The 14,201-nt window shown below is 34.0% G+C and carries 5 protein-coding genes and 1 CRISPR repeat array; all 5 genes read right to left on the bottom strand.

Going from position 1 to position 14,201, the window contains the following annotated elements:
* Positions 1 to 1,500, bottom strand: a 1,500-nt coding sequence (locus ACMCNP_RS06965) for a hypothetical protein (RefSeq protein WP_419315645.1), incomplete at its 3' end; no start/stop codon positions are given.
* A gap of 244 nt (positions 1,501 to 1,744) precedes the next feature.
* Positions 1,745 to 2,497 carry a CRISPR-associated endoribonuclease Cas6 gene (gene cas6 / locus ACMCNP_RS06960; RefSeq protein WP_419315642.1) on the bottom strand — a complete coding sequence of 251 codons (753 nt, stop codon included), beginning with the start codon at positions 2,495 to 2,497 and terminating at the stop codon, positions 1,745 to 1,747.
* A 173-nt stretch (positions 2,498 to 2,670) separates the two neighbouring features.
* A CRISPR array of direct repeats spans positions 2,671 to 10,311; the repeat unit is 30 nt; unit sequence GTTTCAATTCCTTATAGGTAGAGTCAAAAG.
* A 152-nt stretch (positions 10,312 to 10,463) separates the two neighbouring features.
* The gene (cas2, locus tag ACMCNP_RS06955; RefSeq protein ID WP_419315639.1) at positions 10,464 to 10,730 is read right to left on the bottom strand and encodes a CRISPR-associated endonuclease Cas2; all 267 of its coding nucleotides are present in this window, start codon (positions 10,728 to 10,730) and stop codon (positions 10,464 to 10,466) included.
* A 2-nt stretch (positions 10,731 to 10,732) separates the two neighbouring features.
* Positions 10,733 to 11,728: a type I-B CRISPR-associated endonuclease Cas1b gene (gene cas1b / locus ACMCNP_RS06950; RefSeq protein WP_419315636.1), complete on the bottom strand. Its 996-nt coding sequence runs from the start codon at positions 11,726 to 11,728 to the stop codon at positions 10,733 to 10,735.
* Positions 11,729 to 12,574: 846 nt separating this feature from the next.
* Entirely contained in the window at positions 12,575 to 13,618 is a 1,044-nt protein-coding gene (locus ACMCNP_RS06945; RefSeq protein ID WP_419315634.1) for a hypothetical protein, read from the bottom strand.
* Positions 13,619 to 14,201: the final 583 nt, after the last annotated feature.

The raw sequence follows: 14,201 nt of genomic DNA, 5'->3' as shown, positions 1-14,201 counted from the left end.
ATCATTTCGTAAATCTCCATCATTTCGTAAATCTCCATCATTTCGTAAATCTCCATCATTTCGTAAATCTCCATCATTTCGTAAATCTCCATCATTTCGTAAATCTCCATCATTTCGTAAATCTCCAATAACACTATTAAACATAATTTCATCCCACATTAGGGAATTAATCGCTTGAGTTTTGGATTTATAGATATAGTCATAAAATGCTTTGCGATATTTCATGATCATCTGAAAAATTGGTTCTCCACCACTTCTATACTCTACTTTAATTTCTCCAAAATAATAAGCATCAAAACTATTGTCTTTAATTTTTACCAATGAATTGTTAAAGATGGTTTTAATAATGTCAGCCTCAAACTGAAAAATGTTTTTAATAGGATAATTTTGTTTTAAATCTTTATTCTGTTTAATTTTAAACAAGTTTATTATTTCAGGATATTTGCCATTCTCTTCCAATGAATAGCGAAATTTTGAAACAAAATCAAAGTCTTGCAACCCATATTTTTTGTTTTTTTTGTTTTTGTAGTTAAAAGACAGTAAATAATAATTTTGCAAAATTCTTTCTTTATTGTCTTTGAAAAGTTGTTTAAGAATCTGACTATAGCTTAATCTTGAATCATTTTTAAAAATACTAATTATTTCATCACTGTTTTCAAATTCATTTTTATTGATAAAAATCGGCAATGGCTGGGGGAAAATTTTTCCTTTCAATAACAAATCAAAATCATTTAAATAAACGGTATCCTTCGCTTGTATTCTTCCCGCCAAACCCATATACATAGTCCCGGTTTTATGTTTTAAAAATGGTTTTTCATCATTTAAACCGTTAAAAAAGCCACTTAAACCATAAGTAGTATCCGATATTTCCTCATCGGAATTAAAGTCATTCTTATTAAAAAGATTTTTCCTTAAATAGTTGTTATGGGCTGTTTTAAAGTCCTCCAATAAAGCACTTTCAAGATAAATATTTATAGAATCATTTTTTGTCATCTTGGAGAATATGTCAAATTCGGCAATTCGAGTAAGATTGCTCTTAAGAAAATCTTTGAAATAAAATACAATTTGAGTCTTTTTTTCTTCATCTTTGTTAAAGCATTCGGTTATCGCTTTGTCAAAATAAAAATCAAGCAAATTGCTAATCTTTTCAAAAGACTCCCCTTCGCTTTTATCATTTTTCAATTTATCTTTCTTAAAAGAAATCATGTAGGGAGAACAGGAAACAAGCTGTTTTTTTTTATCGAAAACTTTGTTCATATCCGTACCTATTCGCTGTCCCTGCTGCTCATAGTTTTTAATGTTGCTTAAAAACTTGGACATCTCTTTCCCATCATAATAATCCCAATCTGTCCCCTTTTCTCCCGGAAAACATGTTACATCATCATTTTGATTCAACTTAACAAAGATATGAAGTCCTTGAGAGGGTTTAAATCCCTGTTCAAAAATTTGCGGAGAATTTTCCTTTAGATGTTTCATGTAGTTGACTATTTCGTGAATCATAAATAAACCCCATATTTTTATTTAATTCTATCTTCACATGTTTCCATTTCTCAGTTTGATCATAGGTAAATTTAATATTTTAACAAAATCAATTAGTCGTATCCCCATTATCTCGTCCCTATTAAAAATCGCCCTAATGTCTCCAGAACATTATGCAACACTTTTTGTCTTATCCAAGAAAAAATTCATATTTTATCCTTTCCTTAAACACTTTTCTGAATATCAATATTATTATCCGAGCACTCTATCTATCTATCTCCACCATACCAAACCCTTGACTATTGCGGCTTCCAAGCCCCGCGTCAAGCGCGAATCTCAAGATATCCCTGTCTCCAGACAGTCTATATCTTCCAAGCCATCCTTTTATAACAGTTTTTCTGCCATTACTGACAAAATATCTGACACGCTCATTTCTGTTACCACTATATAGAGGCCTAATTAAAATACTGCCCGGCGCTTCTCTATTGTAGAGCGCTCCCCACTTTTTTATCATATTGTTATTGATTAACCTGCCGAACTCATCTTCAAACGAGCTATAGTAGTGTGTCAGTTTCCTACCATCAGGTTTAATTAAAGTTGAATGTACTTCAATCGGGGTGATTGCGCTAACGGTTATAGAGCTACCGTCTATTACCCTGTCCTTCATAACACTAATAGATTCTACGGACACTTTATTGTTACCGAAATCCAGATCTCTCGCACGGATAATATTGCCTGCAAATTGGGTCATAATCCAATCTACCGGAGACGATAAATAAAAACTTATTTTGTTGAAAAATGTAAAGGTTTGAGTATTCCGATCTACTGTTCCCTTTTCCCTAATTTCAGAAAAAACAAAAAGTTTAAACTTCCTACTACCGAATTCGAAACCATGTTCATGAAGCCATACCGCGTCCATTCTATCCAAATATTGATATATCAATCCCTGAAGAATATTATTATAGCTCTGTCTTATTGTTATATTATTATCTGAAATAAGATGAACAAGAATCCTCATACATCCCCTTCTTTTTTATGCGATATGGATTGAGATGAGCATTATAAAATAGCTCGGCAACTATTTTTCTAATTGTATGCCTATCTTTTTACTATGTCAAGCATAACAATATTGTCAATGATTACTTTTCCTTATTTTATTAGCAAAATCTTATGGAACATTGTAAGACACCGGTTTCAATTCCTTATAGATAGAGTCAAAAGATAAAAATAACAAATGTAGAAAATGATGCCGTAATAAGTTTCAATTCCTTATAGGTAGAGTCAAAAGCAGGAAACAAAGGTAACGGGGTGGCTAAGCACCCAAAGTTTCAATTCCTTATAGGTAGAGTCAAAAGATAATTTAGAAAGAGTAGTCGATGAAACGGTATCCTAGTTTCAATTCCTTATAGGTAGAGTCAAAAGATAAATCGTAAATAAAGACTTGACAAACTATAAAAAGGTTTCAATTCCTTATAGGTAGAGTCAAAAGTATAATCAAAATTAACTTTTTCCCTTTTTTGATAGATGTTTCAATTCCTTATAGGTAGAGTCAAAAGACTATTGCCGATAATTATTTTTCTAATAATTCTAAGCGTTTCAATTCCTTATAGGTAGAGTCAAAAGAAAGTCTGTAAAATTACGGCTAATGATCTATAGAGAGTTTCAATTCCTTATAGGTAGAGTCAAAAGGTCGGAACTGGTCAGACCAGGGTCGGACGTATTTTTCGTTTCAATTCCTTATAGGTAGAGTCAAAAGTATGTGAATATCGATATATGTGAATATGGGTATATAGTTTCAATTCCTTATAGGTAGAGTCAAAAGTTTTATCAAACCGTGGGAAAAATAGAGGGTGAAAGTGTTTTAATTCCTTATAGGTAGAGTCAAAAGGTGGATAACTTGCCTGCTTATACAAATTTATTTGTAATGTTTCAATTCCTTATAGGTAGAGTCAAAAGTTTAAATATCATAATTCAAGATTTGCATAAAAATCTGTTTCAATTCCTTATAGGTAGAGTCAAAAGTTCGTGGGAAAAATATTCTATTTTATATATTCCTCTAGTTTCAATTCCTTATAGGTAGAGTCAAAAGAATGAATAATTGGAAGGAATTTTTAGACGTAGGGATGTTTCAATTCCTTATAGGTAGAGTCAAAAGATTACGAAATTATTACTACAAGATTAGATTTACAAAAGTTTCAATTCCTTATAGGTAGAGTCAAAAGTCTAAAATCCGAAGAGATTTATAAAAAAGGTATTTCGTTTCAATTCCTTATAGGTAGAGTCAAAAGGTGTAATTTATCAATGGGAACAGCTAAATGTATTGCTGTTTCAATTCCTTATAGGTAGAGTCAAAAGCCGGGAACAGCTTACCCCTTACAATAGGTGCCATACTGTTTCAATTCCTTATAGGTAGAGTCAAAAGTGGGCTTGCATCTATCGTTCCGTAGCCGATGGTTGCGTGTTTCAATTCCTTATAGGTAGAGTCAAAAGCAAATCTCTCAAAATTGAGAGATTGAACAAGGCAACAGTTTCAATTCCTTATAGGTAGAGTCAAAAGTATACTGGCGTCTATAAAGAAGAAAACGTCCATAGCGGTTTCAATTCCTTATAGGTAGAGTCAAAAGAAACTACTTTCTTATTTATTATAATGGTGTAAGTTATGTTTCAATTCCTTATAGGTAGAGTCAAAAGATCTGTTCCTTAGGTTCGCTACGAATAGAGTAATACGGTTTCAATTCCTTATAGGTAGAGTCAAAAGAAGGAGGTGCAAAAATGAAAATATTTCCATTTAGCGAGTTTCAATTCCTTATAGGTAGAGTCAAAAGCACTTGCTGTTATGGTTGCCTGTGTAGGCAATTGTTTGTTTCAATTCCTTATAGGTAGAGTCAAAAGGCCTTCATAACACTTATGACAGTTGCTAATTTTTCAGTTTCAATTCCTTATAGGTAGAGTCAAAAGGTTAAGAATTAATTTTATCAGTCGTTCGCAAATGGTGGTTTCAATTCCTTATAGGTAGAGTCAAAAGTGTTCCAAGTACAGCTTCATCTGCTTCAAAGACAGTAAGGTTTCAATTCCTTATAGGTAGAGTCAAAAGTGGGCTTGTTTTCTGAAAATGGGTACAAGTATTTTACGTTTCAATTCCTTATAGGTAGAGTCAAAAGATAAAATCGATGTTACTATAACGGGTAGCGACAGTCGCTGTTTCAATTCCTTATAGGTAGAGTCAAAAGATCCATGAAAAATTTGTAGGTAATCTACCTATAGAAAAGTTTCAATTCCTTATAGGTAGAGTCAAAAGAAAGGGATTTGAAAAACAACCAAATAAAAATTTGAAGTTTCAATTCCTTATAGGTAGAGTCAAAAGGGCGTTTGGGTTAAAAGTTAACTGAATCCCGGACGAGTTTCAATTCCTTATAGGTAGAGTCAAAAGATATTGATGAAAGCGAAAAATGCACTATTTATACTATGTTTCAATTCCTTATAGGTAGAGTCAAAAGTCTACCTGGAACAAGGATAATATGGAATACATAAAAGTTTCAATTCCTTATAGGTAGAGTCAAAAGCGAATAAATAAAGCAAGTGTAGGCGTATATCAAATGCGTTTCAATTCCTTATAGGTAGAGTCAAAAGTGGGCTTGTTTTCTGAAAATGGGTACAAGTATTTTACGTTTCAATTCCTTATAGGTAGAGTCAAAAGTGGGCTTGTTTTCTGAAAATGGGTACAAGTATTTTACGTTTCAATTCCTTATAGGTAGAGTCAAAAGATCAATTATTTGAATCTCTTTTTGTAATATAATCATGTTTCAATTCCTTATAGGTAGAGTCAAAAGCCGGAACGCTCACTACAGTTGCACAACCGAATGTGAGTTTCAATTCCTTATAGGTAGAGTCAAAAGTAACTTCGACAGGAAATGTTGTTATGACAAATTTACGTTTCAATTCCTTATAGGTAGAGTCAAAAGGGAGGGGGTGCTGGAGAATCTACCGTTTTCCAAACCTGTTTCAATTCCTTATAGGTAGAGTCAAAAGCTGAGTAATGGGTTAGAAGTGTAGCAAGGTTAAACTTGTTTCAATTCCTTATAGGTAGAGTCAAAAGATAAAGTAGGATACACTTTAAATCCTGGAGCAGGAAGTTTCAATTCCTTATAGGTAGAGTCAAAAGGAATAATTTGGATACCGCAACAGATTTATTATAATGGTTTCAATTCCTTATAGGTAGAGTCAAAAGGTTTTATTGTAATTCAATTTTAACGGAGGAAAAAAAGTTTCAATTCCTTATAGGTAGAGTCAAAAGTCTTAATCCCTCCGATTCAAGATTTTTATGCAAATCTGTTTCAATTCCTTATAGGTAGAGTCAAAAGATATCTGAAAGATTGCAAGGCGGCGTATACTGTATCGGTTTCAATTCCTTATAGGTAGAGTCAAAAGCCTTTAGCTTAGTTTTATATTAGCAATCCTGTCTGAGGTTTCAATTCCTTATAGGTAGAGTCAAAAGACAGGTAATCTTGAACGTTCTATTCATATTACAGCTACGTTTCAATTCCTTATAGGTAGAGTCAAAAGATAAAGTAGGATACACTTTAAATCCTGGAGCAGGAAGTTTCAATTCCTTATAGGTAGAGTCAAAAGTTTAAAGGGATACGACGTTGGGGTTTAGCCCAACGAAGTTTCAATTCCTTATAGGTAGAGTCAAAAGTTTAAAGGGATACGACGTTGGGGTTTAGCCCAACGAAGTTTCAATTCCTTATAGGTAGAGTCAAAAGAGTTTTAAACGATTTGATAAAGTTAAAAGGATTAGACGTTTCAATTCCTTATAGGTAGAGTCAAAAGCGCAAGCTCTAAATACTTCGTTTAGTTCACTATTTTTGTTTCAATTCCTTATAGGTAGAGTCAAAAGATAATGGATACAACTTCTATAATAATTATATTTGGATGTTTCAATTCCTTATAGGTAGAGTCAAAAGACAGCAACTCAACCAAATATAACAAGTGTTGGAACTTGTTTCAATTCCTTATAGGTAGAGTCAAAAGTTTTTATAATCCCTTTTAAATACAATAACTTAACGAGTTTCAATTCCTTATAGGTAGAGTCAAAAGATTAAAGAAACGCATAGGAGGCGTTTTAAGGCGTGCTGTTTCAATTCCTTATAGGTAGAGTCAAAAGGACGAAGGAACTAAAGATGTAGAAAAAGCTAAAGAGTTTCAATTCCTTATAGGTAGAGTCAAAAGCCTTGCCTGTGGCAGAAGTAAACAGAAGTGTACAATAGTTTCAATTCCTTATAGGTAGAGTCAAAAGTCCGACAATCTTACGCCGGTGGGCGTATAGAATTGTGTTTCAATTCCTTATAGGTAGAGTCAAAAGTTTCCTCTCCTGTCTTCGTCCAAATTAGAAAAGTCAGTTTCAATTCCTTATAGGTAGAGTCAAAAGACCTAACTTATAAAAAAAGGAGATGATTTAAATGTAGTTTCAATTCCTTATAGGTAGAGTCAAAAGATAGACTTCTTCAAGCATGGAAATGGAGCGGGTACGAGTTTCAATTCCTTATAGGTAGAGTCAAAAGTTAAAGAAACGCATAGGAGGCGTTTTAAGGCGTACTGTTTCAATTCCTTATAGGTAGAGTCAAAAGTTAAAGAAACGCATAGGAGGCGTTTTAAGGCGTACTGTTTCAATTCCTTATAGGTAGAGTCAAAAGCAACAACTTTAATCGAAGTTAATTTAAACGCTTAAGGGTTTCAATTCCTTATAGGTAGAGTCAAAAGTTTTATTCGCAAATTTTTGGGTATTAAGCTGCCCATGTTTCAATTCCTTATAGGTAGAGTCAAAAGTTAATTGTTATGTATGCAGTTTATCACATCGCATTTTGTTTCAATTCCTTATAGGTAGAGTCAAAAGGAACCCACCCGAAGAGGCTGAGGGGGGTGATTGTTGAGTTTCAATTCCTTATAGGTAGAGTCAAAAGGAATAGCAATAAAATAGAAGTCGTTGTAACGGGTAGGTTTCAATTCCTTATAGGTAGAGTCAAAAGTAAGTTTATAACTTTTGGGTGCCAAGTATTTGCACCGTTTCAATTCCTTATAGGTAGAGTCAAAAGCCATGGAATTTTTATTAACCTTTATACCTGATAATATGTTTCAATTCCTTATAGGTAGAGTCAAAAGTTAGGCACTATCAAAGTGCCTAATAAAAAGGAATATGAGTTTCAATTCCTTATAGGTAGAGTCAAAAGAGAAATACTTTTTAAGATTTTTGCCTGATGAAGCCAGTTTCAATTCCTTATAGGTAGAGTCAAAAGGTTAGGCACTATCAAAGTGCCTAACAAGAAAGATGTGTTTCAATTCCTTATAGGTAGAGTCAAAAGCCGGATACAACAAAGACCTCTACGTCTGGAAAGACGAGTTTCAATTCCTTATAGGTAGAGTCAAAAGTAAAGCCAGGGAAACAGGTCGTTTTATCCATAATAAGTTTCAATTCCTTATAGGTAGAGTCAAAAGGAAATCGTGTTACCGACATAGAGGTTTTTTTTAACGGTTTCAATTCCTTATAGGTAGAGTCAAAAGTTTTATCCATTTTTTTTAATACGCAATAATTGAAGGTGTTTCAATTCCTTATAGGTAGAGTCAAAAGATACAAAAAATTAAATACATTGAAAATTACCTCCCATGTTTCAATTCCTTATAGGTAGAGTCAAAAGGATTTGCCTATATCCCTAATTTCCCCCACCGAACTGAGTTTCAATTCCTTATAGGTAGAGTCAAAAGTGAAAGATAATGAAAAGATGGAATACGTCATCAGATTGTTTCAATTCCTTATAGGTAGAGTCAAAAGTTTCATGTCGAGACCAAACATACAATTCCTCCTCGGTTTCAATTCCTTATAGGTAGAGTCAAAAGTTTTACCTGCAAATACTGCATCTGGCGGGTATCCTATAATGTTTCAATTCCTTATAGGTAGAGTCAAAAGATTGAAACAAGCACCACTAAATTTTTACCGACTAATGTGTTTCAATTCCTTATAGGTAGAGTCAAAAGAAGAAATTGCGAAAGAGAGTGGTCTCTTTTGCAAAGGTTTCAATTCCTTATAGGTAGAGTCAAAAGAAGAGACGAATGGAGCTATTTGTTCCGGTATATTATGTTTCAATTCCTTATAGGTAGAGTCAAAAGTGGGTACGAAGTAAGTGCCCAAAGAAATAGGGAAACGTTTCAATTCCTTATAGGTAGAGTCAAAAGAGGAGGACGACAAAATAATTGACGCCCTTCTAACATAGTTTCAATTCCTTATAGGTAGAGTCAAAAGAGAGTGGGTGGAACAGAAATATATTTCCATATGCGAGTTTCAATTCCTTATAGGTAGAGTCAAAAGGCAAAAGCAAAATATAGCGATTTGGTCTTACGTCCCTGTTTCAATTCCTTATAGGTAGAGTCAAAAGGTTTTACAAATGGTCAACTGGCGTATAAATACGCTAAAGTGTTTCAATTCCTTATAGGTAGAGTCAAAAGAACTTAACGATGTTATGTCTCATAACGGTCATTATGGTTTCAATTCCTTATAGGTAGAGTCAAAAGTCGTACCCGCTACCTTTCCAGGATTCAACAAGTTTTTGTTTCAATTCCTTATAGGTAGAGTCAAAAGTCCAAATATTTCAAAGGAGTAAAAAAATGGACGAAAAGTTTCAATTCCTTATAGGTAGAGTCAAAAGATGGGATAAACTCTTCAATATATTTTATTTTTTGTAGTTTCAATTCCTTATAGGTAGAGTCAAAAGCATAGTGGAAAAGGTCCTTGTAGAAAGAAAGGAGGAGTTTCAATTCCTTATAGGTAGAGTCAAAAGATTATTCTCAAAATTTGTAAATTACCAATGTAGTAAGTTTCAATTCCTTATAGGTAGAGTCAAAAGATAATGGATACAACTTCTATAATAATTATATTTGGATGTTTCAATTCCTTATAGGTAGAGTCAAAAGGTTTGTTTATACAGGCAAAAGCTTAAAGTCATACCTGGTTTCAATTCCTTATAGGTAGAGTCAAAAGTCGGAATTTTTGGAGGCTTCGCAAGTCTGTCGATTAAGTTTCAATTCCTTATAGGTAGAGTCAAAAGATTAGACCCAATTACATTTAAAACTCCTGTAAATGGGTTTCAATTCCTTATAGGTAGAGTCAAAAGCTTTTAAATACGCTAACTTAACCGTGTTATGTCTCAGTTTCAATTCCTTATAGGTAGAGTCAAAAGTTCTTTCATTTTCTTTCTGTTTTTTCTTTCTTTCTGTGTTTCAATTCCTTATAGGTAGAGTCAAAAGTGTCTGAAATATGGCAGGTAAATGGGGGTTTTATTAGTTTCAATTCCTTATAGGTAGAGTCAAAAGAAAATATCTTCTCTTATTAAATTCTTCAGCGTCACCGTTTCAATTCCTTATAGGTAGAGTCAAAAGTTAAATCAGGAGGCAATTCAGCCTCCATTTTTTCTAAGTTTCAATTCCTTATAGGTAGAGTCAAAAGTCCATTATCTCAAACATCTCAACATCGTCGCCTAAGGGTTTCAATTCCTTATAGGTAGAGTCAAAAGACCCAAACCCATCATGATCGCCAGATGGGTTCCAACGATGTTTCAATTCCTTATAGGTAGAGTCAAAAGTTTTAACGATGGCGTCTATCTTTTTGGCTTGTTTTGTTCGTTTCAATTCCTTATAGGTAGAGTCAAAAGACTGTAATAGTGCCTAACATTTTCCATAATTCTTTATGTTTCAATTCCTTATAGGTAGAGTCAAAAGCCATCAAGCCATTGCACTACGCCCATCAAGCATGCAGTTTCAATTCCTTATAGGTAGAGTCAAAAGATCAATAAAATAGCCAAACATCAACTATATTAATTTTATTCTACAATAATGTTTATTGAAAAGCAAGTAAATCGCGCAGACTTTTCTGTCGATCTATGGGGATTTTCACGCTACCTGCCATCGACAGAATTTTTAACGAAAATAATCATACATTATATAAATTGGATATCGGCCTTTTTATCTTTCCCATAGACTAATCGTTTCGTATATTTCGTTGTTCTAAATAGGTATGTTACTATCGAATCACCCTCCTCATCTTTTATGATTCTTTTAATTTCATAGATCAGCTTTTCGTACTTTGCTGTTGATATTTCTCCCTCAAACACAGAGTTTTGCACCCATTGAAGATATTTTCGGCAAGTCTTAAGCATCTTGCCGCATCTTTTTTCTCCCACATCGTAATACAAAATTACAAACATTTTTACCAGTCCATTACAAACGCATTATATTCCTTTTCGCCCATTAAATGTTTTTCTAATTTATACATCTCAAGCCTCATGAGCCTGCGATAACTGACTTGTTTTTTAAGCGTGGAATGATTTATTGTCTGCTTCAACCTTTCATCAATATATGACAAAAACTTTTTCCTGCCCTTATCATTCAGCACAATGCCATTTAAAGCTTTTTCAAAATCCGCATGTGTAATTATGCCCTTATTAATCATTGCAAAAATAGTTCTATCACCAATCACCGGCTTGAAAATCTCCGCAATATCAAGATTGAGTGTAAATCGCCTAAAGTTAGTCGTATGCAGGTAACCGATTCTGGGATCAAGATGGGTTTGATAAATCTCACTGAGGCAAAAGGTATAGATCAGTGAATTGGAAAAACTTATCAACGCATTAATAGAATCCTTTGGAGGACGCCTGTTTCGTCCGTTGAATTTAAACTCATCGCTCCCCATTATGGCATTGAAGCCTTGATAGTAGACCTGCTTTATCTGCCCCTCAATTGCCATTGACTCATTAATAGAAGTCTGTTTTTCAAGCACACTTATCAAATGTTCTATCTCTGTAATCTGATGCTCAAGCGGTTTATCCCGTCTTCCGTAGTATTTTAATATCTTCAGGCAATTTTCTGCAGCACCCTCAATAAATTTCTTGGCTATGAAAACCCTTTTCTTGCTATCCATATAGAATTCTGCCTGTTTTAATATCATAAAACCGGAATTATAATGTTCACGCGGATATATGCTGCCGGCATAATAATCGTAATAATTAAAATAGTGTAAAATTATTTCTTTTTGGGCAAGAAAATTCAGGACCTTCGTGTTCAACTCTATTTCGCCAAACGCAAAAATTTCTTTTGTATTCTCAATCGGGATGAATTTTCTAACGCCATCGGCATCCTCAAAAAATAGCGTATTGTCCTTACGCTTAAGTCTACCATTTGAAAATATGTACATCGATTGTTTCATAATATAAGCCCGGCAGAATTCACTGTAAGAACAGCTTCGACACACTATTTTAACTGCGCTTGGAATCTCTTCTTCACTTGCAAGTCCCTTTATCCCTTTGTGGATATTCTAAATTATTAGTTTTTCCTTTTATCCAAACCCAATAGATATAATCCTTTTTCTCTTGGAATTATTATTTCCCTTCTATCTTTATATTTTTTCGAAAAAATATAAAGATAGTTTAGGAGCTGCATCTCAGAAGCCTTAAGCATTTTTGAACCTTTTTTGGACATGAGAAGGCAACAAAGCAGTATTAATGATATAAAATTAAGGAAAATTCGTCAAGTAACTATTATCTCTGCAAAGCGTAGCATGCCATACTCAAGACAAATAATAAGAAAAAAGGTGTGTTATGGATTTTGCGACCGCTTGTCTAAAATGTGTGACGATTGAGGATTACAAAAAACTTACGAGACTGCCGGCATTTCAATACCGGTCGTTAAGCAACTTGAAGGCTTAAAAAGGGTAAATCAATAATGAATACCCTGCAATTGATTGATAGGTTTCCCGATGTTAAGTTGCGAAAGTTATTTTTTCGGTGCGTAAAATGAGAAGGTTAGCTTTCATTACGGCAAGAGCGGACAAAACGACCCTCAGTAATATACAAATAAAAGACCCATCATGAGGATCGGCGAGTCTATCTCATTATTTCCGGACTGTAAACATAGCTAAAAAGAAACCATATAGCAATCGAACGCCGTCATAGAAGGCCGCATAAATAGTCTATGTATAACTTAACGCAACCTTCCTTCATGCTTTAGTCGTAAGCATTTTATAGTATTTTTACAAAAAGTGAATAAGGTCATGCTATTTATTCAACCGTTGCATCTTTTTTGAGATTAGATTGACTACATTCACTGATACCGCATAAATCAGGTAAGCATCTTCCTTTGAGGCTTTTATATCATCCATGATCTTCTTACTTTTGTCTTCTTCATGAAGAAATTTAGATGCAAAATCATACAATCCTATTAAAATTCTGTTAAAACTCGTAAATGCTTCATCTGTGTATCCGTCCATAGTTAACAAAACTTTTATTTCATCATCTTGATGATTTTTAAGTAGTTCCCCGACACGCCTGGAATGCTCAATAACTTCATTCCATTTGCACTTTATAACGCATTCTTCCATCTTCTTTATTACATCTATGGAACGCCTTAATCTCTCCTTAATATCGTCAGTTCCTTCAACATAGTCAGGTATTAAATATTCAAGTACAAGAAATTTTCCTATCCCGAATACCGGACAAAAATCATGGATCCAGTCGCTTGATGCAATAGTAACGGAAATAACCTCTTTAACGTTAGCTAATTCAATAAAAGTTGTGCCGCTATCACCTGACAATATATTCAAAGTTGACTGCGGACTTCTTGATGATGGATCTCCGCGAAGTACAAACCCGTCAAATTCATAGTCTTTTGGTAAAGTTGGAAATCCCGTACCCTCTGCAGAAAACACAGGTGAAATTATCACTCTTGAGCAAAGACTTCTGATACGAATGTCTAAGTTTAGCATTACGTCTCCCTTTGGATTAGCAGCCCTTCTATCTTCAATGTAGTCCAGTACTTTATGATTTAATGGCACCTTTACTTCTATCGTTAACTTCTGTTCTCCTTTAATTTTTACATCTTGCGTTAGGTCTCGTGCTGATAATTCAATCTTTTCATCTATCCGGGTTGTAAACTCACACCCATAAATGTTAGCTATTCTTTTATCTTCATCCGACTTTACGGATCCACAAATCTCTACAGGAATTTCACTTCCCCTCTGAATGTAAAGTTCAATCTCAAAAATCATCTCAGGATTTATTGAGTCCTGTGCAGGTTTTACATCTACATTGTCAATCCTCATTTTTTCATCTCACAAATATCAAACATTTAAGCTTTCATACCCTGCTTAATCTCTTCCGGGCTCCTCTGTTAATTTTCATGGCATGACAGGCGTAGCAACATACTATGCAACAGCATTTCGTTTCTTTCCGTATCCCCGCAATATTAATGAAATCTATGTAAACACTTTTCTCGCAAACTATAAGTCCCTAAGTTTCAGGGACGAAACAACTACGAGAAATCTATGTAAACACTTTTCTCGCAAACCCTCCTTATATATAATAATTAATAGCCGCAAATAGAACACGCCTCATGAGATTGATAACCACTTACAGTATCTATTGCAATTATTTCTGCCCATTTGTCAATCATTTTAAACAAGTTCACTTAAGAATCATAAACTGCGTTGAACTAGTACTGTTTCGGCTGTTTCTTTCAAGTCTCGGCCAAGACTTACCTAAATAAGAGTAGCTCGAATAAGGCATTTTAAATCTCTCTTTTTCTTAATAGGTTTATTTATTATATATATACTACTCTGGCGATTTCACTGCTTTACAGGGGTTAATTCTGCACTTCTAAGTCGTACATAAAAACATGTTAGTGAG

The sequence above is a fragment of the Candidatus Acidulodesulfobacterium sp. H_13 genome, from assembly GCF_048541835.1.
Taxonomy (GTDB): domain Bacteria; phylum SZUA-79; class SZUA-79; order Acidulodesulfobacterales; family Acidulodesulfobacteraceae; genus QIJE01.
Note: the sequence above shows the minus strand (reverse complement) of the source record. Positions and strands in the feature narration are given on the sequence as shown.

What these genes read in the sequence shown, in the direction of transcription:
- ACMCNP_RS06945 (WP_419315634.1), bottom strand. Translation starts at nt 13,618, where the DNA reads ATGAGGATTGACAATGTAGATGTAAAACCTGCACAGGACTCAATAAAT.
- cas2 (WP_419315639.1), bottom strand. Translation starts at nt 10,730, where the DNA reads ATGTTTGTAATTTTGTATTACGATGTGGGAGAAAAAAGATGCGGCAAG.
- cas1b (WP_419315636.1), bottom strand. Translation starts at nt 11,728, where the DNA reads ATGAAACAATCGATGTACATATTTTCAAATGGTAGACTTAAGCGTAAG.
- cas6 (WP_419315642.1), bottom strand. Translation starts at nt 2,497, where the DNA reads ATGAGGATTCTTGTTCATCTTATTTCAGATAATAATATAACAATAAGA.